This window comes from Solibaculum mannosilyticum, assembly GCF_015140235.1.
In the GTDB taxonomy this organism is placed as follows: domain Bacteria; phylum Bacillota; class Clostridia; order Oscillospirales; family Acutalibacteraceae; genus Solibaculum; species Solibaculum mannosilyticum.
Map to the genome: position 1 here is coordinate 471922 of NZ_AP023321.1, position 24482 is coordinate 496403.

21 protein-coding genes are annotated in these 24482 nt (G+C 48.1%); 12 read left to right on the forward strand and 9 right to left on the reverse strand.

Annotation, left to right across the window (positions count from 1 at the left end; all coding sequences use genetic code 11):
• Positions 1-197: 197 nt before the first annotated feature.
• The 4 genes from C12CBH8_RS02175 (at position 198) to C12CBH8_RS02190 (ending at position 9975) form a co-directional block, all read left to right on the forward strand.
• Positions 198-5780: a GH92 family glycosyl hydrolase gene (locus C12CBH8_RS02175; RefSeq protein WP_215533436.1), complete on the forward strand. Its 5583-nt coding sequence runs from the start codon at positions 198-200 to the stop codon at positions 5778-5780.
• Positions 5781-6203: 423 nt separating this feature from the next.
• Positions 6204-7589, forward strand: coding sequence for a protein translocase subunit SecD (secD, locus tag C12CBH8_RS02180; protein ID WP_090265745.1), 1386 nt, complete (start codon positions 6204-6206; stop codon positions 7587-7589).
• Positions 7586-8545: a protein translocase subunit SecF gene (gene secF, locus C12CBH8_RS02185; RefSeq protein WP_090265747.1), complete on the forward strand. Its 960-nt coding sequence runs from the start codon at positions 7586-7588 to the stop codon at positions 8543-8545. Before secD ends, secF begins: the two co-directional genes overlap by 4 nt.
• Before the next feature lie 440 nt (positions 8546-8985).
• Positions 8986-9975 carry a hypothetical protein gene (locus C12CBH8_RS02190; RefSeq protein ID WP_090265748.1) on the forward strand — a complete coding sequence of 330 codons (990 nt, stop codon included), beginning with the start codon at positions 8986-8988 and terminating at the stop codon, positions 9973-9975.
• 66 nt (positions 9976-10041) lie between these two features.
• Here C12CBH8_RS02190 and C12CBH8_RS02195 read toward each other — a convergent pair whose 3' ends face one another.
• From C12CBH8_RS02195 to C12CBH8_RS02215, 5 genes are read right to left on the reverse strand one after another with little or no spacing between them, the layout of a single operon-like run.
• Positions 10042-10464, reverse strand: a complete 423-nt coding sequence (locus C12CBH8_RS02195; protein WP_090265751.1) for a tail fiber assembly protein — start codon at positions 10462-10464, stop codon at positions 10042-10044.
• Positions 10465-10485: 21 nt separating this feature from the next.
• Entirely contained in the window at positions 10486-11910 is a 1425-nt protein-coding gene (locus tag C12CBH8_RS02200) for a BppU family phage baseplate upper protein (RefSeq protein WP_090265752.1), read from the reverse strand.
• Between the two features lie 2 nt (positions 11911-11912).
• Positions 11913-12308 carry a hypothetical protein gene (locus tag C12CBH8_RS02205; RefSeq protein ID WP_090265753.1) on the reverse strand — a complete coding sequence of 132 codons (396 nt, stop codon included), beginning with the start codon at positions 12306-12308 and terminating at the stop codon, positions 11913-11915.
• 16 nt (positions 12309-12324) lie between these two features.
• Positions 12325-12561, reverse strand: coding sequence for a helix-turn-helix domain-containing protein (locus C12CBH8_RS02210; protein ID WP_200818887.1), 237 nt, complete (start codon positions 12559-12561; stop codon positions 12325-12327).
• A 53-nt stretch (positions 12562-12614) separates the two neighbouring features.
• Positions 12615-12764 carry a hypothetical protein gene (locus tag C12CBH8_RS02215; RefSeq protein ID WP_215533437.1) on the reverse strand — a complete coding sequence of 50 codons (150 nt, stop codon included), beginning with the start codon at positions 12762-12764 and terminating at the stop codon, positions 12615-12617.
• Between the two features lie 181 nt (positions 12765-12945).
• Here C12CBH8_RS02215 and C12CBH8_RS02220 point away from each other — a divergent pair, with 181 nt between their 5' ends.
• Together C12CBH8_RS02220 and C12CBH8_RS02225 are read left to right on the forward strand one after the other, a co-directional pair.
• Positions 12946-13329, forward strand: coding sequence for a helix-turn-helix domain-containing protein (locus C12CBH8_RS02220; RefSeq protein WP_090265755.1), 384 nt, complete (start codon positions 12946-12948; stop codon positions 13327-13329).
• Positions 13330-13362: 33 nt separating this feature from the next.
• The gene (locus tag C12CBH8_RS02225; protein WP_215533438.1) at positions 13363-13638 is read left to right on the forward strand and encodes a hypothetical protein; all 276 of its coding nucleotides are present in this window, start codon (positions 13363-13365) and stop codon (positions 13636-13638) included.
• A gap of 66 nt (positions 13639-13704) precedes the next feature.
• Here C12CBH8_RS02225 and C12CBH8_RS02230 read toward each other — a convergent pair whose 3' ends face one another.
• The 4 genes from C12CBH8_RS02230 to C12CBH8_RS02245 form a co-directional block, all read right to left on the reverse strand.
• Positions 13705-14163: a manganese catalase family protein gene (locus C12CBH8_RS02230; protein ID WP_246441654.1), complete on the reverse strand. Its 459-nt coding sequence runs from the start codon at positions 14161-14163 to the stop codon at positions 13705-13707.
• A 27-nt stretch (positions 14164-14190) separates the two neighbouring features.
• Positions 14191-15786 (reverse strand): recombinase family protein, encoded by a 1596-nt coding sequence (locus tag C12CBH8_RS02235; protein ID WP_215533439.1) that lies wholly within the window; start codon positions 15784-15786, stop codon positions 14191-14193.
• 38 nt (positions 15787-15824) lie between these two features.
• A complete protein-coding gene (locus tag C12CBH8_RS02240; RefSeq protein WP_099323193.1) occupies positions 15825-16016 on the reverse strand; it encodes a hypothetical protein in 192 nt (63 codons plus the stop codon).
• A 168-nt stretch (positions 16017-16184) separates the two neighbouring features.
• The gene (locus tag C12CBH8_RS02245; RefSeq protein ID WP_215533440.1) at positions 16185-17231 is read right to left on the reverse strand and encodes a hypothetical protein; all 1047 of its coding nucleotides are present in this window, start codon (positions 17229-17231) and stop codon (positions 16185-16187) included.
• Between the two features lie 225 nt (positions 17232-17456).
• Here C12CBH8_RS02245 and C12CBH8_RS02250 point away from each other — a divergent pair, with 225 nt between their 5' ends.
• From C12CBH8_RS02250 to C12CBH8_RS02275, 6 genes are read left to right on the forward strand one after another with little or no spacing between them, the layout of a single operon-like run.
• The gene (locus C12CBH8_RS02250) at positions 17457-18914 is read left to right on the forward strand and encodes an oligosaccharide flippase family protein (RefSeq protein ID WP_215533441.1); all 1458 of its coding nucleotides are present in this window, start codon (positions 17457-17459) and stop codon (positions 18912-18914) included.
• A 38-nt stretch (positions 18915-18952) separates the two neighbouring features.
• On the forward strand, positions 18953-19930 hold the full coding sequence (locus C12CBH8_RS02255; protein ID WP_215533442.1) for a glycosyltransferase family 2 protein: 978 nt from the start codon (positions 18953-18955) through the stop codon (positions 19928-19930).
• Positions 19927-20799: a LicD family protein gene (locus C12CBH8_RS02260; protein WP_215533443.1), complete on the forward strand. Its 873-nt coding sequence runs from the start codon at positions 19927-19929 to the stop codon at positions 20797-20799. Before C12CBH8_RS02255 ends, C12CBH8_RS02260 begins: the two co-directional genes overlap by 4 nt.
• Positions 20800-20817: 18 nt before the next feature.
• Entirely contained in the window at positions 20818-21960 is a 1143-nt protein-coding gene (locus tag C12CBH8_RS02265) for a glycosyltransferase family 4 protein (RefSeq protein WP_215533444.1), read from the forward strand.
• 14 nt (positions 21961-21974) lie between these two features.
• Positions 21975-23513: an O-antigen ligase family protein gene (locus tag C12CBH8_RS02270; RefSeq protein WP_215533445.1), complete on the forward strand. Its 1539-nt coding sequence runs from the start codon at positions 21975-21977 to the stop codon at positions 23511-23513.
• Positions 23514-24461 carry a glycosyltransferase family 2 protein gene (locus tag C12CBH8_RS02275; protein WP_215533446.1) on the forward strand — a complete coding sequence of 316 codons (948 nt, stop codon included), beginning with the start codon at positions 23514-23516 and terminating at the stop codon, positions 24459-24461.
• The last annotated feature ends 21 nt before the right edge of the window (positions 24462-24482 follow it).

Below are 24482 nucleotides of genomic sequence, written 5' to 3' on the forward strand. Positions count from 1 at the left end.
AGTTTTGCATCATTCAATGGTATTTGTTATAAACTTTTTATTTCAAAACAAGATTTTATTTAGAAATAAAGCTTAAAATAATTGACTTAATTTTATTTTATTCGTATAATAAATCTAAACTTGTGCAAAGACGTCGGGAAGGAACGTGTTTGTACAGAATGTGCATTCTAGAAATTGTGGAAAAAGGAGTTGTGAAAATGAGTTCGCTGACAAAACGAGTTTTAGGGGTCGCGTTGGCTACCTGTATGATTACAAGCAGCATAGCGGCTTCCGGAGTGGTTGTCTCCGCTCAGGACAAAGGTCAAACCGATCAGTTTTTCTCGTCGTTTGAGGAGGATGAGGATCTATTTGGATCGGTCAAAGAAAACACCGTCGATGTAGCAGAGGACGGTTCGCTGCGCTATAAGAATGTAGAGCAGGCGCCCGGTTCCCAATCGGTCGTAGGCGAGTATATCGGCTACTTTGACGAGGTAACCGCCCGCTATGACGGAAATGGCAGCGGTGAAGGTCTGGCTAAGTTGACCGACCGGGATACTTCCACCAAATATTTGACCAGCGTTTTTGGTTCCGCGAAGCCGACAGTGGAGGATCCCCTGTGGATTAACTTTAAAATGACCGAACCTGTTGTGGTGCGCAACTACGCCATCACCTCGGCCAACGACATCCCAGGCCGCGATCCCGTGGATTGGAAGTTTTACGGTTCCGAGACCGGTGAGGACGGCAGTTGGGTGGAGCTGGATGTTCAAACCAATGCCTCCTTTGCCAACCGTTTCCAGACCAATGTCTATGCCATTGAAAATGAAACAGCCTATGGATATTACCGTTTGGAGATCAGCAAAAACGGCGGTGAAAATCTTACCCAGATGGCGGAATTTGCCGTAGGCTCCGGTATCGGCGAAGGAGGCTCCACCGAAGTGGTGGGTATGACCGCCAAATTAGGCGGCGGTCCCGGCTCCACAGTGAGCGGACACAGCTCCACCAGCGGATGGACCGGAGATAAGACCTATGTGGCAGGCGGTATCCATATGGGTACCGGAGAAGCTTACAGCAACAATGTCATCTATGACAATTTAAGCATCGAGGTAAAACCCGATACGCAGCTTTCCTACATGATCTTCCCCCAGTACCAGGGCGGGGATGAGGACTATGATTACGAATATACCAGTATGTACGCCGCCATCGACCTGCATTTTACCGATGGCACCTATCTGAGTGAGCTGAATGCCATCGACCAAAACGGCAACGTAGTAGAGGCCAAAGCGCAAGGTGAGTCCAAAACCTTAACCACGCGCCAGTGGAACCACATTTATTCCAACATCGGCGACGTAGCAGAGGGAAAGGTCATCGACAAGATTTTAGTAAGCTATAACAAACCCTCCAACAGCAATAAGATAGAGGATGCCGAGACCGGCGAGGAGATCGACGGCAGCTGGTTCCAGACATTCTTTGACGACATCAGCATCAAAGAGGTGGAGCCGGTAGAATATGAGCACCTGTCGGACTACGTCAACATTCTCCGCGGCACCAGCAGTTATGAATGGGGCGTTTCCCGCGGACTTACCGTCCCCATGGTCAATACCCCCCACGCCTTTAACTTCTGGGTACCTGCCAACAATTCCGGCAGCCCACGTCACTATGACTACCAGCTAACCAAGGACCGCACTTTTAAGCATATCACCATCAGCCACGAGGCCAGCTTCTGGATCGGCGACCGTGGTACCTATCAGTTCATGGTCAACACCTCTGTGGACAATCCCACAAAGGACAACGTTCAGGCTTCAGCTCGCGGTTCGGCCTACACCCACGAGAACGAAGAGGCAAAGGCCCATTATTACAGCGTCACCTTTAATGAGGGGACACCGGCATCCGGTTCCAAACTGGAACTGACCCCCACCGATCACGCCGCCATGATGCGTTTCACCTTTGACGACACGGCAGCCCATCGCAACGTCATTCTGGACAGCACCATGGGCGAAGCCAGTGTAGAATTCTCTGAAGACGGCAAGAGCTTCAAGGCCATTTCCCACCACGATGTGGGCAACAACGGCGCCAGCAAGATCTTTGTCTATGGTGAATTCGACGTGGCCGGTACTCCCACCGTCACCGACGCCTCCCACGGACAGGCCCTGATTGCCTTCCCGGACGGCACCAAAGAAGTCAACCTGAAGGTTGCTACCTCTTACATCAGCCACGACCAGGCCAAGCACAATCTGGAGCTTGAGATTTCCGAGGACGATACTTTTGATACCGTCGAGGCACGCGCCCAGCAGACTTGGGACGATCAATTGGGGATCGTTGAAATCGAAGATGCCACTTATGAGCAGATGGTCTCCTTCTATTCGGGTATGTACCGCCTGTTCTCGTTCCCCAACACCTTGTCGGAGAATGTGAACACCAACGAAGATCCCAAGTGGCAGTATCGCAGCCCCTACGGCAGCGATAACAACAATAAGCCCATCAAGGACGGCATTCTTTACTACAACAACGGCTTCTGGGATACTTACCGTACCACCTGGGCCGCCTATGCCCTCTTCACTCCCACCAAGGATGCAGAGCTTCTCAACGGATTGTCCCAGCACTACATCGACCAGGGATGGATTCCCCGTTGGATCGCCCCCGGCGGAAGTCCCTCCATGGTCGGCACCAGTTCCGACGTCATTTTCGGCGACGCTTTGATGCGTGGCATCGACTTTGATGTGGACAGTGCATATCTGGCATCGGTGCGAAATGCCAGCTGCGTTACCAATAATCTGACCAACGGCGGCCGTGCCGAGGTTCAGAATTCCCCTTATTACGGCTATACCGGCAACAACTACGGATCTGGTATGTCCTGGAGCATCGAGAGTTACATCAACGACTACGGCATCGCCAACATGGCGAAAATCCAGCGGGACCAGATTGCCGATACCGAAAGCGCCGAGTATAAGCACTTCAATGATGAATACGTCTACTATATGAACCGCGCCCAGAACTATGTCAAGCTCTTTAACCCCAATATAGGCGGTTGGTTCCGCGGCAAGAGCTACGACGGCAAATGGACCACCAGCGATGAAGACTTTGATCCGTTTGAATGGAGCAGCGATTATACCGAGACCAACGGTTGGAATATGGCCTTCTCTGTGACCCAGGACGGCCAAGGCCTTGCCAATCTTTACGGCGGCCGGGATAAGCTGGCGGAGAAACTGGATGAGTATTTTACCACCAGTACAGAATATCATCTGTCCAGCGGCAGCGGCGTCATCCACGAGCAGCGTGAGGCACGGGACAACAAACTGGGCCAGTACGGCGGCAACAACCAACCTTCCCACCACATTCCCTATATGTATAATTACGCAGGCCAGCCCTATAAGACACAAGAAGTGGTGCGCGATATCGTAAGCCGTCTGTATGTGGGCAATACCATCGGCCAGGGCTATCCCGGCGATGAGGACAATGGTGAAATGTCGGCTTGGTATCTCTTCTCCGCTCTGGGAATTTACCCTGTCAACATGGGCAGTGGAGAATTTGCCATCGGTTCACCCTTGTTTAAAAAGGCCACCATCCATCTGGAGAACGGCAACGATGTGATCATCAATGCCCCGGAAAACAGCAAAGAAAATCTGTATGTCCAAAGCCTGAAGGTAGAAGGCGAAGATTACGATAAGACTTTCATCACCCACAGTGATCTCATCAACGGCGACAAAGACGGCGACGGCAATATCACCCTGGACTTCGAAATGGGCAGTGAACCCTCCGCCTGGGGCACTTCAGAAGAATCCCTGCCCACCTCCATCACCACCGATGACGAGGTAGCAGAACCCATGGATGATTTCACCTCCGCCAACGTCAAGTTTGTGGATTCGGCTGATGAACTGACCGGCAACAATGCCGGCGTTTATGCCTCCAACCTGACGAAAGAATCCGCCCGTCTCTTTAACAACACTTCCGACGGAGGTTCGCCTGAATTCTCGCAGAACAACACATCCATTGTCTACTACTTTGGCAAGAACAACGGCAAAAAAGTAGAACTGTACACCTTAACCAACGTCTCTTCCTCCACCGCCCCCACGGCATGGACTCTGTCCGCCTCCAACGACGGCGAGACCTGGGTGGAGCTTGACAGCCGTTCGAACGAGTCCTATCGCTGGGATCGCACCGTACGTCCCTTCGCCATCGACAACGATGAAAAGTACGAGTACTATAAATTGGACGTCACCGGCGGGGATAAACTGGAAATCTCAGAAATGGAACTTCTGGGTTACATCTCGGAATCCACCGATAAGGATAGCCTGGGTGCTGCCATTGAATACGCTAAGGGTTACGATGTTACCGGCTATGCCCAGCCCTGCATCGACGCTTTGAACAGCGTCATCGCCGAGGCCGAGGCATTGTACGCCCAGGAAGATCTGACCGTCAGCCAGATTCTCGACATGATCGACAAGATCAATGCCGCCATCGCCAACCTCCAGCCCATGCGGAACGGCCTTGAGAAGATCGAAGCCGAGTCCTTTGACGATATGAAGGGCACCATCATTGTGGAAGGCAGCGGTGACCTGATCAACATTGGTTCCTGTTATCCTGACAGCTACATCGGCTATCAGTATGTGGATTTCACCGGAACTAACGGCACCGATTCCATTACCATCCGCCATTCCGGACCTAACGGTGACGTAGACGACACCGCCCGTGTGGAAGTCCGTCTGGATTCCCCTGACGGAGAACTGATGGGTACCATCTATGTACCGCCCACAGGAAGCTGGAGCAATTATCAGGAGGTTACCGGTAAACTGGATAAGACCATCACCGGCACCCATACCATTTACTTTGTGCTCAAGGCGGAGAGCAAATTTGTCGGTAACTTTGACTACTTCCTTTTCCACGAGAAGGAATCCCTGGACGATAAACCGGTTATCGATCTGAAACTGGATCGTGATCCGGCGATCTACGAGATCAATGAAAACTTCACCATGACCTTTAAGACCGCCGATTCTATCAGTGATATCCTGCTTCAAAACGAAGGCGGCAAATGGATTTCCAAGACCGCTATCAAGTCGGTCAACAATGGCGACGGAACAAAGTCCTGGACTGTCAAGGCATCCCTGGGCACCCCTGGAGAAGACCGCACTCTGCGCATCTTCCTGAAGGATGACAGAGGTATGATTGAGAATTCCGGTGTGGATGCCGTTCTGATGGTGGCGGTATTTGCCGTGTCGCCCGTTCTGGAGGCCAAAGTGGACCGTGACCCGGCTGCTTATAAGATCAATGAAGACATCACCTTCACCATCACCACATCCAAGGATGTGGAGCAGCTTAAGCTCACCAATGAGCGCGGCAAGACCATTGGCCTGAAATCCAGCGCCTACGACGATTCCGGCGATAACCGTGTCTGGACTCTGGTAGCCAGCGTGGGAACCATCGGCGAACGCACCTTTGGCATCTCGGCTAAACAGGATGGTTATTGGCAGGATTCGGAGAAGTCGGTGAATGTGACCATCGAAGCGACGGCAGAAGCGCTGTTGTACGAAGCTATTTTCCAAGCCGATGAAGTGGCTGTCAATGAACCGGTTCAGGTACGGGCTGTCACTTCCTTGGGAGTGACCAAACTGGGCGTCCGAAACGAAAACGGCCGGGCCGTCAGCTTCACAGTGGACAGCTGTGTGGACGAGGGGGACGAGCGCATTTGGACCATCAGCTTGTCTTTTGGAACGGCAGGAGACCGCCTGTTCGATTTTGTGGCTGCCGATGAATCCGGAAAATGGCTGGGATACAGTGTTCAGGATTCCATCTTGGTAACCAAATAGGTTTATCTTTAAAAGGAAACGTTCCCCGGTGCTGCAAGTTCAGCGGCACCGGGGATTTTTTTGAGAAAGGGAAAAAGGAATCTGGAATTTTGTCAGCCTTCTCCAAAAACTACAAGCTGGTTTTAGGAGGCATGTCTCTTTTGCTTTTTTGAAAGGAGAAAAAAGAGAAAAAAACATCAAAAAAGCACATTTTTCCGGTTTGTACAGGTGCCGGTCAAACCGACGTAAAAACAGGGAAAAGTCGACAGAAAGGGCTTGTTTTTCAGCAAAATTCCAAAAAAAATATATTATTTCGGGCCAAGTCTGTTGACTTATTCCAGCTTTATGCATATAATAGTGACATTAGTGTTTCGTTTCTTTGGCGGTATAGCTGTTCCTGTCTGGTTACGAGAACACAGATCAGTAGAATATGGAGGATTGGCAATGAAGCGAGTTGGAAAACCGGTATTTTTCATTGTGGCCATCCTGATTGTCGCTTTAGCTGTGACGTCGTTCTGCGGCATCCACTATAGCTATGGCGACACGGACAATGTGGTCATTAAGGGAGCCGGGGATATCCGTTGGGGTATCGATATCCGAGGCGGCGTAGACGTCACCTTCCGTCCAGAGGAAGGCTATGACGCCGAGGACAAGGACATGGATGCAGCAAAATCCATCATTGAAACCCGTCTGGTAAACCAGAACATCACCGACTACGAGCTGTATGTCGACTACAACAAAGACCGTATCATCCTGCGATTCCCGTGGAAGTCGGATGAAACCGATTTTGATGCTTCTAAGGCAATTCAGGAATTGGGCGAGACGGCTTACTTAAGCTTCCGCGAGGGAACCGATACCAATGAGAACGGCGAACCTACAGGGGAGCTCATCTTGGACGGCCAGCATGTCGTCAATGCCGAGGCAGCTATCGACAATTCCAGTGGTACTGCTCAGTATGTCGTATCCTTGGAGTTTGACGACGAAGGCAAAGAGAAGTTTTCAGAAGCCACCGGCCGTCTGGTTGGCAAGAGCATTTCCATTTGGATGGACAACCAGCTGATCTCGGCCCCCACTGTAAACTCCCAGATTAACGACAACAAGTGCCAGATTCAGGGTAACTTTGACGCCGACAGCGCCAAAGAACTGGCCAGCAAAATCAAAGCCGGCGCTTTGCCCTTCAAGTTGGAAACCGATTCCTATGGCACTGTTAATCCCACTTTGGGCATGAAAGCCAGAGATTCCATGGCAATCGCCGGTGCAATCGCTTTGGCCCTCATCGTGGTATTCATGGTACTCTACTACCGTCTGCCGGGTGCAGTAGCGTCCATCGCTTTGATTGGTCAGGCCGCTGGCGCCATCGCCGCTGTATCGGGTTATTTCTCCTTCTTCCCAAGCTTTACGTTAACCTTGCCGGGTATTGCCGGTATCATCCTATCCATTGGTATGGGCGTCGACTGTAACGTCATCACCAATGAACGTATTAAGGAAGAGATCCGAGCCGGCAAAACCATCGACGGCGCCATCGACGCCGGTAATAAGAACAGCTTTGCAGCCATCTTTGACGGCAACTTAACAAACGTCATTGTGGCAGTTATCCTGATGGGCGTATTTGGCCCTCCGGAGAGTCTCTTTGCAAAAATTCTGAGTCCCATTCTTTCGTTCTTCGGTCCGGCCGCAACCGGCGCTGTGTACTCCTTCGGTTACACTTTACTGTGCGGCGTTATCTTGAACTTTATCTTTGGCCTCGGCGCATCCCGCCTGATGCTCAAGTCAATTGCCAGGTTTAAGATCTTTAGAAAGCCCTGGCTGTATGGAGGTGATGCGAAATGAAAAAGAAAATGAACATCGATTATGTCGGCAAGAAAAAGTACTTTTTCATTTTGTCCTTGACCTTGATTGTTCTTGGCCTGATTTTTAACATCATCTTCGGAACCCAGATGGATATCCAATTTAAGGGCGGTACCATGGTCTCCTACACCTTCCAGGGTGATATCGACAAGGATGAGGCTGCAAAATTAGTGGAGGATACCATTGGCCAGCAGGTCACTGTGTCCATCACCGATGACCGTGCCACCAATTCCAACAAAATGTCGATTGACCTGCCCGGCGACAAGGAATTGACCCCTGAGAATCAGGATAAGCTTTCAGAAGCCATGAGCGAGAAATATGCAGATAACCAGATTGAATTCCTGGAAGCAAACTCGGTCGACCCGACGATGGGCAGTGAGTTCTTTGCCAAATGTATGGTAGCAGTCGGCTTAGCAGCTATTTTCCTGATCCTGTACATTGGCATCCGTTTCCGTAAGATCGGCGGTATCTCGGCCGGTATCATGGCCATTATCGCCCTGCTGCATGATATCACCATTGTTTACTTTGTGTTTGTAGTAACCCGCATTCCGGTGGATGATAACTTTATCGCAGTTATCCTGACCATTTTGGGTTACTCCATCAACAGTACCATCGTTATCTACGACCGTATTCGTGAGAACCGCCGTCTGATGGGCCCGAAGGCCGAGATCGGCGAAGTGGTCAACCGGAGTATCAACCAATCGTTTACTCGTTCCATCTTCACCAGTGCTACGACCTTTGTGGCCATTGGGACGGTGGCTGTAGTGGCGATCATTACAGGCGTCACTTCGATCATCAGTTTCGCCCTTCCCATGATGGTGGGTATTGTGTGCGGTTGTTACACATCCCTGTGCATCGCAGGACCGTTGTGGGTGACATGGCGCCGTCATAAGCTCAAGAAGCAGGAAGATGTTAAAGTCCAGAAGGCGGAAAACTAATCGACGCTTTTTGAGACGATTTACAATTATGGGCATTTCGTTCGTCGAAATGCCCATAATTTTTTTATATTTTTCCCCTAAAAAAACGACTACACAAATTGGATTCTTTATGCTATAATACATTACAAGAGTTGGTTCCTTTTATTGCGGGCAAAAATGAATCGCGTTTTGCTGTTATTGGGCTAACAGTAAGACTGCCTAAGTTGGTTTGAACTCGCATATCAAGCGGGAGGAGGTCGATGTTCAACATAAGATATGGCTGCACCGGATGCATGAAAGAATCTTTATGAAGCAAAGTTTCTGAGAGTGCTAAACGGCAATGCGGAAAAAACCGTATATTGTTGGACGACCCTTTCCTTTAGAGCATTACGATGCTCTGTGGCTGCCGTTTGATACGGCGTGCAAATTTGCATTTGCTGCAAAATAAAGGAGTGAAGAAGATGAGTAAGCGCATCCGACAGGGTCTGGCCGTTTTGCTAACCCTGTGCATCCTGTTTACATTACCTGTGATTTCATCCATGGCAGCAGAACCTGCCATCAATGTAACACCTGACGCAGACACCTCTTCGGCTGTAGTGGATATCATGATCCCCGACGCTGCCAATGAAGAAGTTTCTGTCATTTGCATGACCCCCGATTTCGAGGGCACTGATGTCAACCAATGGGCTGCAAATCCGAGTATGATCAGCTATTTGGATCAGATCACTCTGGATGAAACTGGCGCTGGCCAGATCACCTTCCAGACCAGGGAAGAAGCCGTTGCCGGCAAATACCTGATGATCGTTGGTTGGTCCGGCGGACCCACCACCCAGTCCTTCCAGTTCAAAGAAGATGTTCCGGATTATACCATCGTTTCCGACAAAGACACCTATGAAGTCAATGAGATCATGAACTTGACCATCACGACTCCGAAAGATGTCAACGGCATTGGTATTCTCAATGAGAACAACAAAGCTATCGGTTTGCTGAAGGTTAAGAGCTACTTCAACAGCGATTACACTCAGAAGATCTGGGAAGTCCAGATTTCCGTTGGTACCGCTGGCGATCGTGAGCTTGGCCTGAAGGTCAACCAGGGTGGCAAATGGACTGTAACAGACGCTAAGCTGAATGTTACTATCACCAAGGCCGTTGTTGAGGCTGCTAAGATTTACGAGGCAGACTTCCAGGCTGACAGCATTGCAGTGAACGAGACCGTTCAGGTTAAGGTCCGTACCAATCTGGCTACTGAAAAGATTGGCGTAAAGAATGAGCGTGACAAGTGGGTTACCATCACCAACGCTACTTACGAGGATACTGAGACTGAGCGCGTATGGACTGTTGAGATGTCCTTTGGTTCCGCTGGCATGCGTATCCTCAACTTCCTGGCTGCGGATGCAAATGGCGAATGGGCACCGGTAAATGTTCAGGATAGCATCGTTATCACAAAATAATTTGTGATAATCAAAGCTTAAAAGATTCCCCAGCAGTATTTCAAAATACTGCTGGGGAATTTCTTTTTATTCATTGATGCTGGGAGAAGAGGGCCATTGGACATCATAAGGAAATTGTTCCTGCTGGGGGATATCGCGCAATGCTTGCCGGTAGTCTCGAAAACCCTGAGCGATATTGGAATCGACGTCAGGCATCTGTGTCCAATCGCATTGGCTAAGCAAACGGTTGCGCCGCTGCCGGACTTGGAGGGCTTGCTGCTGGCGGTCGGCATCTTTAGCCTTTTGGAGCCACAGATCGTATTGATCGGTAATCTCTTGTTCCAGGGTATCTCGGCACGGTTCGGTTAAGACATAGGCTTCATACTGATAAAAGGTCTGACCATCCATTTCAAAGGGAGTGACCTGATCGGTGAAAAGGAGGTAACAAGAATCGTGACCGCGGGGGCTGATTATAAAAGGCTGAGGATATACGTCGCTTTGCATTTTCATATGAAAAAGACCTCCTTTTGATTAAGCTTGATATTTTCCAAAAGCGGATACATGAAAGAGAACTTCAGGAGCGACGATGTCTTTTCCGCCATCCCAGATGCTGGGATATCCGGATACCCTGTCTTTTTCCACGCTGATAGGGATCCACAAAGGGGAGACATAGGAATCGGATCCCATTTGTTGGACGGTAACAGAAGGGATCTCAGTAAAGGTCTTGGGAAACACGATACTGATAGAATTCTGTAAGGGGATGCGCCGGCCGTCGGTATGCAGCTGATTGAAGTTCATGTTGTTCCAAGTACAGATGCCGTCGATGGACATATACCCATCGGGATATTGGGAGATGGTACAGGACAGCATACCCGTCAAAGAATGGCCTTGTGTGCAAACCGATGTTTTCTTAGCCGCTTGGTGGGTGATGGATGGATAAATTTGACTCCACGGTTCCCATGCCGCCAAATAGAGATGCCGCCAAAAGATTTTAGAGGTATTTTGCGTATAATAGATCTGATAGACCTTGCTTCCATTGCTCAGGACCTGTAGGAAACCAGCGCTGGTATCAGGGTAATGACGTTCAGCTGTGGCATTGGATGAGTATCCCTGAGGGAAAATACCCATGGTGGTAATGGAGTCCAAATCGGCGGAGCCCAGTTCAGACTGGAGGGCCAGATGGTTGGCCAGATTTGACTGTAGGCTCTCCACAATATTCAAGGCGGACTGGGCTGTCTGCTGAGCACTGCTGGCTTCAGAGGCGATGGAATTGGCGGTATCTTGGGCATCTTGTGCCGTGGAGAGAGCGGTACTGGAGTCTTCTGCACTGCTGTCAGCTGTGGTTTTGGCCTGCTGTGCCAGAGTTTTCGCCTGGTTGGCGATTTGGATGGCCTCATCACCGAGGGATTCAGCCGATTCAGCGGCTTGATTGGCACGGTCAGCAGCTTTCTGAGCATTTTCAGCTGCGGTCTGCAATTGCCCTTGTGTGGTTTGTCCTTGGCCGATGAGATCGGTCAAATCATCCCGGAGTTCTCTTCCTTCTAAAACGGCCTGGTTCAATTGAGGCAAAAAATCAACTGCCGATTCGGAAGGTTCTTGTCCCTCTAAATTGGGTAAAAAAAGGATGTCAAAGACATAAGACGAGATGCTCTCCTGCTCTTTCACCAGAAAAAGTTCAAAACGGGCGCATCCGGCACAGGCCGTACATTGATCATCCAGTTCAATTTCGAGAACCCCTGAAGCGGCGTCGGTGATGGAGATCCCATCTGTCTGGATGACCAACGTGAGATCGGATTTCTTGACATAGAGGATTGGCCGGCATCCCTGTAAATCAAAGGGCTTCCCACGTTCCAGGAGGGTCAAGGACAATACGGTGGAATCGTTTTGCTTGAGGGATAGTGGGGCGACCTGAGTGGATTGATACAAATCCAGAGAGAGAGGATAGGTGCGTTTCATAATCAGTCTCCTTTCAGAGGGAGGTTTTTGTGGGGACAGGAAGGGTTTGATACAATAGGGGACAGCGGCTGAAAGACGCCCAATTGAGAAGCGTACAAAGCGGCTGCAAGCACAATGCGTTCTCTCCACTGGAGGAACATGCTTTTGCCAAGCGGGATTTTTTCACAAGCGTCTTCCACCGTTTGACGGGGTTGACCAAACCATACGGAAAAAAGAGCTTGTCCACTGGTGTTTTGGAAACGTTGGTACACACAGAGGGATACCTTACGCCAGATCATCTGTTCCAAGTCACATGGGCCAGAGGGATGGGATACATTCAATGGGAAATTCGGCTGGGAAAAGCAGGCGTGTAATTTGGCCTCCACGATACGGAACTGTTGGCGGGAGAGTGCAGTCAAAGGATCACTCCTTCTGTCACATGGCGGAACGGCGGGATTTCTGACGTTCCATTTTGACAATACCATCAAAGAGCTGCCGCGGATCGGCCCGGACAAGGCGGGAGAACTGCAACAGAACCGCTACATGAGGATATGCCACGCCATTTTCCCATTTGGAGATGGTGGTTTGATCTACATCCAATAAGTCGGCCAGCTGACATTGTGTAAATCCGGATTTCATGCGGTAGGCGCGAAAAATGTTATGTTCTTGCACGATTGCTTCACTCCTTTCCTGATAGCAGCGTCATGGACGTGCAGGACGGCTCATCACTCGGATTTGACGGGGACATCCCAAGTAAAGGCAGGTAAATGTTTTTCCTCCGGTGTGGAAGGCCCAATAGCATCCAGGGCATAGGGTACGGAAGGAAACCGGATGATTTTCTGACGGACAAGGATAGCAAGATGAGGATGATACATTCATTTTGCAATGCCTCCTTCAAAGAAAAAAATTAGCAAAATGATAATTTTATAAGTACAATAACCTCCTTATCTCTGTAGACTGCAAGGGAATAAGGGTTAAATATTAGCAATCTGACAATGTTATAATTGACTTGTAAAATCGAGTCCGATACAATGAAACCAAAGGATGTGAGGCGATATGATAGGGGAAAACATTAGAGCGGCCAGAGAGGCGAAGGGATACAAACAAATTGACTTGGCCAGACGAATGCATATCTCACCCACTCGACTCAACTTCTGGGAAAAAAACAAGAGAGAACCCAACATCCAGATGCTTCAGAAACTTTCCTATGTTTTAGAAGTGAGCTGTGACTACTTGATTTTTGGCAAAGAGGCCTTAAAAAGAGGTCCAGTACTCACAGAGGAAAAACAGGTGCAGGACATTTTGGATCAGAACACCATAAAATTGGCGCAGAAATTGATCAAAGCAGGAGTACTAAAGGAAGGGGAAGATCTGACACAGGGACAATTGGAGAAGATCCTACGGGTACTTCGTATCGTCTTGGAGGATGTGGACGAGTAGAGGAACGATTTTGTCACACAAGTGGATTCGTCTTTGTTTCATCAAAAAAGAGCAGAGGACGTAGAGATTCGGATAACTGTCGGAATAGCACGATGGATGGAAAACCTTCTTCAAAATGACACCTCCTCCCGAAAAAAGAACATTAGTTCTAGTGGTATTATATCACACAGGGGAAAACAAAGCAAGAACATATTTTCTATTTTAGGAGAGAATAGTAACATTGCACAGGAAAAAAAGCCAAGTTTCGTCAATAAAACAATGGAAGAGGTAAAAAATAGGGGGAATAAAAGAAAAAACACGCCGGATTGATGATAATCCAGCGTGTTTTTTCTTTGTACAGGAGGTTGATAGGAAGGCTGAGAGGATAAAGGAAGGCTATTTGCAATTAGGACCAGTAGGTTTATCGAAGGAGGGATTAAAGGCATAGAAGTTGCGATAATCCAATTTTTCTTGTACGAGGCGAAGCCCTTCGCCAAACCTCTGATAATGGACGATTTCACGTTCCCGCAGGAACTTAATGGGATCACGGACATCGGGATCATCGGTAAAACGGAGGATGTTATCGTAAGTACTCCGTGCTTTTTGTTCGGCAGCGAGGTCTTCGTGGAGGTCTGTGATGGGGTCGCCTTTGACTTGGAGGTAAGAGGCGGTAAAAGGCGCGCCGGAAGCGGCTACCGGATAGACTCCAGTGGTATGATCCACAAAGTAGTCGGAGAAGCCGGCTTTTTTAATCTCTTCCATCGAGAGATCACGGGTCAGCTGATGGACCAAGGTAGCCACCATCTCCAGATGGGCCAGCTCTTCTGTACCTACAGAAGCATGAAAATGTTCCAAATAGGGAGGACGTCTTTTATTAGAAAATCATATGGAACAATAACTCCAGGAAAAAGGGAGAAAGCGAAATTGAACGTTCACATGATGTTTATCGTTGACCACGATTTTTTCCAGAATATATCGATAGAAATCTTCTTGAGATTGCGTACCGTTTATCGTTTCTGCAAGGGTGTCTTGAATCTGCCGGATAAGTTCATATTGATTTGTGCCGGATTCCTTTTTAGAAGCGGCCTTTATATTGGAACAGAGGGAGGAAAACTCTTGTTCATATTTTGTCCTTACCGATAAAAACTCATCCTGATCGATTCGGCCGGATAAGTAAAGATCGATTAGACGTATACGTTTTTGTTCGAAAAGATGGATCTGCTGTTTCCATGGCGCAATGGGCGATTCAGCCGCATCGGTTTCCAGCACATGCTGGACGATACGAATCAGATGATCCGTGATTTTTTGGCGGTCGAAGCAAAGGTTTTGCCAGGTAAGACATAAAATATGCATGATGTCGTCGTTGCGTATGCCGAGGCCCGGACAACCGATGCAGTTTCCCTCTGGATCGGTGTGCGGGTTTCCATGCCGGCATGCCTCCAGACAACGCCATGCCTTGTATTGACTTCCATCTTTTCTGGTTTTATACCGCGCCACATAACTAGATCCACAATACCCGCATTTGATTTTTCCGGATAGGCCATAACGACAGCTGTGTTTTGTCTGCCCCTTTTGAGAAGAGGAGCGGATGTCTAACAGACGGTTTGCACGATCAAATAAGTCACGGGGGACAATAGGTTCGTGATGATCCCTTAATACGATCAAAGACTCTTGCCCACGGTTGTACTTTTTCTCGTGTGAGAGATAGTCAGGTGTAAAGGTTTTTTTCTGGATTAAATCACCGCAGTATTTTTCATTGCGGAGAATGCGCAAAATCACACTGCTTTGCCATTTTTTAACGCGCATAGGATGGATTCCGGCCTCCTGGAGCTCCCGGGCAATGACGTGTGTACCTTTTCCCTCCTCCACAAATTTATGAAAGATGAGACGTACAATCTTTGCGCCCTCCTCATTGACGTACAATTTACCACCGTGTACGTCATAACCGAGCAGGCTCCGGCCGAATACAACCCCCTGTTCCATTTGACGTCTTTGTCCCCACTTGACCCGTTCCGATGTCTTACGGCTCTCCTCCTGGGCAATGGATGATAAGATAGTCAACCGAAGTTCCGAATCAGTGTCCAGCGTATTAATATTGTCGTTCATAAAGAACACGCCGACGCCGTATTTTTTTAGTTCACGGGTATAATAGATGCTGTCCAACGTGTTTCTGGCAAATCGGGAAATCTCCTTTGTGACGATGAGATCAAAGTCACCCTGTTTTGCGCGCTCTATCATTTGATGAAAAGCCCTGCGTTTTTTGGTATTGGTGCCGGAGATGCCTTCATCAGCAAAGATCTGGACTAGTTCCCAATTTGGGTGCCGTTGGACATAGAGGCCAAAGTACCGTTTCTGACTCTCAAACGAATTGGCCTGGTCCTCCTTGTCGGTGGAGACGCGGCAATAGACAGCCACCCGTTTCTTCGCATTGGCCGATTCCTTCTCTGGATGCAGATATTCCAAGAAATCCGTAGTCAATCCCCCTTTTGCTCTGGATCAAACAAAAAACCAATCGGTTATCGCTTGGCTGACGGTGGATTCTCAAGCTCTTCCATACAGCGTTCCCACTGGGAATGAGTCAGCAACGTTTTTTTCTCCAGTACATAGAGCAGGGCCTTTTCCACATGGTTCAAAAAAGCTGCATGTTGTTTTTCATCCAATTTAGGGATGGGATCGCTTATACAGCGGAAATCGTGATTTCTTGTCATGGGAGAACCCCCTTTCGCTTCAATATATGAAGGGAGCCGTGCGCCATAGAACGGAGGGGGACATGAGAGAAAGCCTTATGAAAAAACAAAGGAATCAGGCCTTTGGAACCTGATTCCTCGTAAATAATCCAAAGCTGTTCCGGAAAGGATAAGAAGCAGTGGAATATCCTAGAAAGTTCTTCCGATCTCTGGGACCCGCTCATAAGGGAATTGATATAAATATTCCGGCAAGAGATCTGCGATGATCTGAGCCTCTTTGCGGTACTGGTCCTTGACCAGGAAAAGCTGAGTGTTGTTGATAGACCGATCCGGATCAAAGCACTGACGTTTGGCAGTATGAGCCTGGGAAGAAACCTGTAGAGCGTCATATACCCTCTGAAGTGATTCATCGTAACGATAGATGAGATCCTCAAAGGCAAAGCGATGGATCTTAGAACTATCGCTCTGCTGCTCGCTCTGCCTCATGCGACGGTAAAACTGAGCGAACTGTTCCGCATCGGTGGGGAAGGGCACCACTTCATTTTTTGCCGGCCACACATACTTGTTGATGATAAAGACGTCCCTAGGGTCACGGGTGACGCTGAACACATGAAGGTTATCGTCAAAATAGTCGTCCACCCGGAAGAGATTAAAGGGCAGCAACAATTGATCCAGAACCAAGTTGCGTTTTTCCACCCCGATCTCCACCATGATTTTGCGGATATACTCCTTGGTCAAGCGATAAAATTCCTCCTGGCTGGGGATGGAAAGCCAGACTTCCGGATAAAGCAGCGGCTTTGGAAGCTGTACCTTATGGAAGGTCAGCAGCGATACGGCTTTTTTGACACAAAGCTGCCAAAACATCCGTGTATTGGTATTCTCCTGCTGGTACCAGTAGAAATTAGGCTTAAACTGGATAAGCTGTTCTATATACTCCTCTGTGATCCTAAGGAAATTGGGACTGACACGGGTACGATAGTTGGCTACCCACCAGTACTTTTTAGAATGCAGTTCACACATCGTGTGATAAAAAGAATGGAGTGCTTCATCACTGCGCAGGGCGTTGTTGCCGATGAGGAGCTTGTCCGCCAGATCAAAGACGCCGTTTGGACAGTGTAAAAAGACGTATTCGAATGTACCGTTGGGCGCGTCATACCCTTCGATTTCAGAGATCAAATCGGTGATGGCTGAAGAACCGGAACCCATATAACCAGTCGGAACAATAATCTGAAACATAGCGATATCCTCACTCCTCAAAAGATGGCCGAAGCCTTTCAGCATGGTTTCAAACTTTACATCTGTGGGGAAAAATGATATAATAAAAATGTTATAGACTTTGTTAAAAACGGGAATTTTGATTGAATTTGACGAGCACAACTAGCCAATAAGTACAAATTCATCGTGGCTTTGACGGGACACACTTTGTGTCATTATATCTTACTTTATTTGGAAAGGCAAGTTATGCAACAAAAATCATTGGCTAAAAACGGATTTTACAAAGCGACTTTAAATGTTTTTAATCTGGTCATTCCGTTGCTGGTGGGGCCTTACGTCACCGGCCTGCTGGAGCCGGAACTATACGGCGCTTATAACCGTGTTTTTTCGGAATTCAATGTATTCTTAGTCATCGCATCCTTTGGAATCTACAATTATGGTGTCCGTGAAATCAGCCGTGTGCGCAATGATCCCATTGAGCTCAACCGGCTGTTTTCCAGTTTGTTCCTCATCGGCATCATTACCAACGGGCTTACGACCGGTGTATACGTTATTTATGCGCTGGTGCGTTCCCAGGCTGAGTATGAGGTAGGCCTTTATCTAGTCATGATTATCCAGATCGTGGCCAATGTGTTTTATATCGAGTTTGTCAATGAAGCCAAGGAAAACTATGGATTTATCATGGTCAAGACCATGATTGTCCGATTGCTCTACCTAGCTTCAATTTTTATTTTTGTGCGCAAGGCCGACGATATCCTGCCTTATGCCATTGTGGTCTCGGCCACGGTACTTCTCAACAACCTCATCAGCTATGTGTATCTCAAGCGGAACATCCGTTTTAACTTTAAAAATATCGAGATTGTGCGGCATATTGCGCCGCTGATCGTCAGCCTGCTGCTGACCAATGTGGAGATTCTCTACACACAGTTGGATAAGATCATGCTTTCCCCTTATGTCAATGATATCGCAGTTACCGAGTACTACATTCCTCTTACGATCGTGGGTATGATAGCGGCGGTGCCGTTGGCGCTTGTCAATGTAGCCATCCCGCGGGTATCGGCCTACATTGCGGACAACAACCGCACCGATTATATCCGTGTGCTTAACAAAACCATCCAGAATTATATGGCCATGATGCTTCCCATGTGCCTTGGCCTAGCGGTGCTGGCCCCGGAGGTAATGGATCTTTACTCCAGGGGGGTATACACTTATGCCTATCCGGTGCTGGTGGTGGCCGCTTTAGCCCGTATCGCTTTTTCCTTCCAGTCCATTGTCAGCAATCTTGTGATGTATGTAAACGGATTGGAACGCCAGTTGGTGGCGATGCTGGCGGCATTTGGCGTGCTCAACCTGATCACTAATTTTGTGCTGGTATGGCTTCATTGGTTTACCCCAGCTACTGCTATGGGATCCACTGCTATCATGGTCATTTTGTTTGTGATCACCTGTTATTTTTATACCCAGAAAAAATTAGGGATCCGCTACAACCTTTTTTCCAAACGCATTTGTGGATATTTTGTAGTCAGCGCACTTTTTATTCCCATTTCGCTGGGCATCCGGGCCTTAAATCTCGGTATGTGGGCCAATATTGCCATCATTATGGTGGTCTGCTGTGGTGTGTACGGTGGGTATCTTCTGACCACCAAAGATCCTTTCCTTACAGAATTGGTTTCACGCGTCCCCTTCCTGAGAAAGAAGAAATAATCCCGCATCGGATTGTGATAAAACAAGGAGAAACGGTTATGCCTTCTATCAGCGTCATTGTCCCGGTTTATCAGACCGCTTCTTATTTGAAGCAATGTATCGACAGCATTCTGTGCCAGACCTTTGAGAGTTTTGAAGTCATCCTGATCAACGACGGTTCCAAGGATGATAGCGGCCGGATTTTAGCGGAATATGAGACCCAGTTCCCGGAGAAGATCCGGGTCATTGAGCAGGAAAACCACGGCATCAGCTATACCCGTAACCGGGGGATCCGGGAGGCAGTAGGGGAATACATCTGCTTTTTGGACAGCGACGATTGGGTGGCAGATCATTATTTAGAGGCTCTGTTTTCAGCGGTATCCCAATGGGATGCCGATATGGCGGTGTGCGATTACCAAGAGACGTCCGATGAAAAGCTGGGCCGGGTGGTATCGATCCCGGATTTCCCGCGGACATGCCTAAAAGAGAATCCGCAGCTTTTGTTTGAAGTCAACTCCAGCCCATGGAATAAAATATACCGGCGGTCTTTTCTTGTGAAAAACAAGCTCTGGTTCCCGGAGGGGCTTAAGTATGAAGACGCTGCGTTTGTCCTGCCGGCCATGGTTATGGCGAAGAAGATTGTAAAGGTAAATGAAACACTGCTGTTTTATCGTATCCGCCAATCGGGCGAGACGATGCAAGTGGACAAGCACGTTTTTGATATCTTTGCCATCCTGGATCAGATCTATGAGGTGGTCATGAGGCATCCGGATCGGGAGGCTTTACAGGATTACTTAGAATTCTTTAGTGCCAACCGGCTGACGGTTTATAATTTGCAGCAGGCCTATCAAAAGGAAGCCAAACTGGCGATGCCGTTCATCGACCGTTCTTTTGCTTACTTAAACGAGAAGTTCCCCTTGTGGAAAAAGAATCCCCACTTCCGGCAAGACAATTCTATTGTGGAACGGTGGATAAAAACCAGCGTATTTCTTACCAAATGCTATGTGAAAATGAGAAGGAGAATGGCTAAGTCATGAAAAGCTCCATGCCAAAAGGCATTTCCATCGGCGAAATTCAAAAGATTCTAACCGACGACCTAAAGGTCCTCCATGATTTCTGTGAGGAACATGAAATACGATACTGTTTGGCCTACGGGACTTTGTTGGGAGCCATCCGCCATAAGGGATGCATCCCCTGGGACGATGATGTGGACGTCATGATGCCCCGCCGCGATTATTTAAAATTTCTTTCCCTAGCGCCCCAGTATTTTAACAAGGATTATTTCATCCAGACACCTGAAAGCGATCGGTATTATAATTTGTTACATATTCCGCTGAAGGTGCGCAGCAAACGCGCCACACTTATCGAGGAGCCTGGAAAGAAATACTACCAGGGCTCTTTTATCGATATATTCCCCTTTGACTATATGGGGGACGATCAAGCGGCATTTTTGGCTTTGAAGAAAAAGTGTGCGCTGATGAGTTCCCTTAAAATGCGCATTTCTCTGCATGAGTTGTCGGGCATCAAGCGCTATGTACGCATCGCCATGCAGCTTGTGTGTAAATTGATCCCGGCTAAGGCCATCTACCGTTGGGAGATGAAACAGGTTCAGAAGGTAGTGGATAATGACCGGGCAGTCAACCGGGACATGATGGCCGGTCTGGAGCTGGTCACCCATGAAAAAATGAATGAAGAGGATTTGTTCCCGTTGGAACTGCATCCCTTTGCTTCCTATGAATTTTACGTTCCCCATCATTTTAAGAGGATTCTGACCGATCTGTACGGGGACTATATGACCCCGCCCAGCGAGGAGGAGATCGCTCATTCCCTCCATGGGATTTTTTACAGCGATCAGCCCTATGACCTTTATAAGGATGTGGATTTTAAAAGACCAGACGCAGGTTAAAGGGGTGTGACCATCGGCTTGAAAGAGAAGATATGGATTTTAGCTCTGCATCTTGCCTTTGGAGGTGTGGAGAAGGCCATCGTCAATATGGCCAACTTATTTGTGGAACAAGGGCATCCGGTGGAGATCCTCTGCGTATACGATATGCCGGATAGTCCAGCTTTCCCTTTAGATCCGCGGGTGAAAATTACTTATCTGCTCAAAGATACGCCCAATCGCCAGCAATGGAAAGAGAGCATTCGCTCCAAGAATCCGTTCTCTATTGTGCGGGAAAGTGTAAAGGCAGCCCGCATTTTGCTGGGGAAAAAGAGATGCGTCCGCCGGGCGGTCCAAAGCATTTCCGACGGCATTGTCATCACTACGCGGCATGAGGATAGTCTGGCGCTTTCCAAATATGGACGGCCCGGTGTATTTAAAATTGCACAACTCCATCATGATCACCGTTTTGATCCAACCTATGTCAAAGGGTTTGCCGATGGATACCAGAACATCGATGTGTTTGCCCTTTTGACGCCTCAGTTGGCTGACGAAGTGCGTGATATCATGAAGGATAACCGCCATACCCGTATTGTGTGCATTCCTAATTTTTTGGAGAGGATACCAGAACAGGTTGATGCATCCCAGAGAAAAAAGATCGTTCTGGCAGTGGGACGTCTAGACCCTGTCAAGGGATTTGACCGCTTGATTGAAGCGTTCGGGCACATTCGTGACAGAGCGCCTGATTGGCAGCTTCACATTGTGGGGGAGGGGGAAGAACGTGAAGTCCTGGAAAACCGCATCCGTTCCTTGTCCCTGGAGGATCATGTGGTGCTGACAGGACGAAAAAATGCTTCTGAAATCGAGCAGATGATGAAGGAAGCTTCCCTTTATGCAATGACTTCCCATAGCGAAGGATTGCCTTTTGTACTCATTGAAGCATTTAGCTGCGGCCTGCCTGCTGTGGCCTATGATGTGAGGGTCGGCCCTCGTGGCGTGATTGAAGACCAAGTCAGCGGCTTTCTAGTGCCGGACGACGATGAGGCACAGTTTGTAGATCAATGCCTCAAACTGATGGAGGATGATCCGCTTCGTTATCAGATGTCTGAAAATGCCTATAACCGAGCGAAAGATTTTTCAAAAGAAAAGGTAGGAACGCTTTGGGATAGAATTTTAGAGGAATGAGAGGTACCAGCAACATGCTCAAGAATGCCCTGCAATTTTTTCGAAAATATTGGCTGTTCTTTTTGATTGCCGCCCAACCATTGTTGGATATTCTGGCCTTTTGGCAACAAAACTCTATTGGCACAGCAGCAGGTGTCCTGCGCCTTGCCGTTATGGTTGTGCTGCCCGTCCATATTCTCATCACCAGCAAACATAAGAAGAAGTTTCTCATTGCTATGGGTGTTATCGCCCTTTTCTCAGTCCTGCATATTTTAAATGGATTCCGCGTTGGATATATCAGCCTCTTCCAGGATGTGGCCTACTTGCTGAGAGTGATCCAGATGCCGGTTTTGGCCATCTGCTTTATCCACTATATCCGGGATGAGAAGACACGGGATATCGTCAATTACGGCTTCTTAGCCAGTGGGACCATCATTGTAGTCACGACTGCCATTGCACATCTGACGGGTACTGGCGTCTATACCTATGTTCATTACAATGTAGGCTGGACTGGATGGATCAGCAATGCCAATTCCCAAAGCATCATTATTATCTCTCTGGCCCCTATCGTGCTTTACTACGCCGTCAAAAGCCGTCGCAAGCTGCTGACAATCGCCGTCCCCATTGTGGTGTTTGCGACGCTGATCTTAAACGGTACAAAGGCGTGTTACTACTCGTCTTTCTTGATTTTTGGTGGATTTGCAGTATTCTTGTTGTTGGAATATCTGATCAAACGCAAAGACGGTAAAAAGCTGCCGGTGATTGCCTTATGCTTGTTTACAGTACTATTGATCCTGACTAAGGTGGTCTATCCCTACACCCCTCGGGCGCAGGTGGATGATTCCTACGAAAGTTCCGTGACCACTACCCAAGAGGAAGTGGATAAGGATCTGGAGAAGATCCATCCCAACAAGAAACCGAGTGATTCTTCTGGCACACAGGAGCCTGAACCTCTTACACCAGAAGAGATTATGGCCGATCCTGTGCTCAAGCAGCAAGTGATAGAAATCTACAAGGACAAATTGGATAAAGGCTTAGTAGAACGGTTTGGAATAGAGAAGGTGCTGGAGGAATATGGTGTCACACCGGCCGCTTATGAACTCTCAGACATGAGAATGAAGAAGCTGATCTATGCGCATCTGCTCTGGGAGGAAAGTGATTTTCTCACGAAATTGGTCGGTTTTGAATACACCCAGATCGATACAGGCGAGAGTTACGACTTGGAAAACGACTGGCCAGCCATCTACTATTATTACGGCTATATCGGATTGGCTCTGTATATTTTATTCATCGCCTACTTTGCTTTCTTAATTATCAAGAGGCTTATAAAAGACTGGAAGGGTAGCCTAAACCTCTATAATTTTGCCCTTCTCATTACACTTGGGCTTCAATTGGGCCTGGCGCAGTATTCGGGGGCCATTCTACGCAGGCCGAATGTCTCGATTTATCTCTCCTTGATTTTAGCACTGATTTATTATCAGACGGTGAGGGCACCCTTAAGTAAAAAACGGAAAAAAGACTCTTCGCCGGATTCTGTAGATGCCGATATCCCTGAACTGCCGGAGGAACATTAAATGAAAGTCAGTATCATTGTACCGGTTTATAATGTGGAAAAGTATCTGCCAAAATGTCTGGATTCCCTGGTGAGCCAGACCATAGATGATTTTGAGATTCTTGTGGTCAATGATGGATCTCCTGATCGTTCTCAGGATATTATTGATGAATACAGCCGCCGTTATCCTGAGAAAGTAGTTTCTCTGGTGAAGGAAAACGGTGGACAAGGTAGCGCACGTAATATGGCATTAGAGATTGCCAAAGGAGAGTACATCGGCTTCGTGGACAGTGATGACTGGGTAGACGTCACGATGTATGAAAAGATGTACAGTGTTGCAAGGGAGAAAAATGCAGATATTGTTGTGTGCGATATGCTGGATCATTTTGAAGATGGAGGAACGACCTATTACGATGCGTCTGTCTTTCAGTCCCCCTTTGAAGTGACGCCCTCTGCGTGTAACAAACTCTTCCGTCGGGAACTCATCGGAGCCATCCGTTTTCTCGGAGGACTCTGGTATGAGGACTTTGACTTTACGACAAAGATGCTCATGCGAGCTACCAATATCCAAAGTATCCATGAAGGCTTTTATCACTGCCATTGCCGCCCAGGTTCTACGATGCACAACGACAATGCGCCTAAAAACTTGGATATGGTTACCGTTTTGGAGGATATCCGGGCTGATATCCAGACGCTTCCCACACCGAAAAAATGGAAGACAGTGTTTGACTATTTGGTATTGAAGCATTTGCTTTGGACGACTATCAATCGAGTCGCCGCCCAAAAACATCCGGAGAGAGAAGAGGTCATCCAAGAGATGCTCCGGTATGTAAAGAGAAATGTCCCAAGTCTTTCCCGCTGTGAGGGTTATCACAAGTTTAATAAAAATCAGCGAATTGTCATGTTCCTTAATTATCACGGCTTGTATCGTGTCTCCAAAGCACTTCTAAATGTAAAAAAACGTGTGTAATAGATAAAAATTCTCCTGAAT

Coding starts and splice junctions, on each gene's coding strand:
- C12CBH8_RS02195 (WP_090265751.1), bottom strand. CDS start 10,464: ATGAAAATGCAAAGCGACGTATATCCTCAGCCTTTTATAATCAGCCCC.
- C12CBH8_RS02245 (WP_215533440.1), bottom strand. CDS start 17,231: ATGTTTCAGATTATTGTTCCGACTGGTTATATGGGTTCCGGTTCTTCA.
- C12CBH8_RS02240 (WP_099323193.1), bottom strand. CDS start 16,016: ATGACAAGAAATCACGATTTCCGCTGTATAAGCGATCCCATCCCTAAA.
- C12CBH8_RS02250 (WP_215533441.1), top strand. CDS start 17,457: ATGCAACAAAAATCATTGGCTAAAAACGGATTTTACAAAGCGACTTTA.
- C12CBH8_RS02220 (WP_090265755.1), top strand. CDS start 12,946: ATGATAGGGGAAAACATTAGAGCGGCCAGAGAGGCGAAGGGATACAAA.
- C12CBH8_RS02275 (WP_215533446.1), top strand. CDS start 23,514: ATGAAAGTCAGTATCATTGTACCGGTTTATAATGTGGAAAAGTATCTG.
- C12CBH8_RS02215 (WP_215533437.1), bottom strand. CDS start 12,764: ATGTATCATCCTCATCTTGCTATCCTTGTCCGTCAGAAAATCATCCGG.
- secD (WP_090265745.1), top strand. CDS start 6,204: ATGAAGCGAGTTGGAAAACCGGTATTTTTCATTGTGGCCATCCTGATT.
- C12CBH8_RS02260 (WP_215533443.1), top strand. CDS start 19,927: ATGAAAAGCTCCATGCCAAAAGGCATTTCCATCGGCGAAATTCAAAAG.
- C12CBH8_RS02200 (WP_090265752.1), bottom strand. CDS start 11,910: ATGAAACGCACCTATCCTCTCTCTCTGGATTTGTATCAATCCACTCAG.
- C12CBH8_RS02190 (WP_090265748.1), top strand. CDS start 8,986: ATGAGTAAGCGCATCCGACAGGGTCTGGCCGTTTTGCTAACCCTGTGC.
- C12CBH8_RS02270 (WP_215533445.1), top strand. CDS start 21,975: ATGCTCAAGAATGCCCTGCAATTTTTTCGAAAATATTGGCTGTTCTTT.
- C12CBH8_RS02255 (WP_215533442.1), top strand. CDS start 18,953: ATGCCTTCTATCAGCGTCATTGTCCCGGTTTATCAGACCGCTTCTTAT.
- secF (WP_090265747.1), top strand. CDS start 7,586: ATGAAAAAGAAAATGAACATCGATTATGTCGGCAAGAAAAAGTACTTT.
- C12CBH8_RS02175 (WP_215533436.1), top strand. CDS start 198: ATGAGTTCGCTGACAAAACGAGTTTTAGGGGTCGCGTTGGCTACCTGT.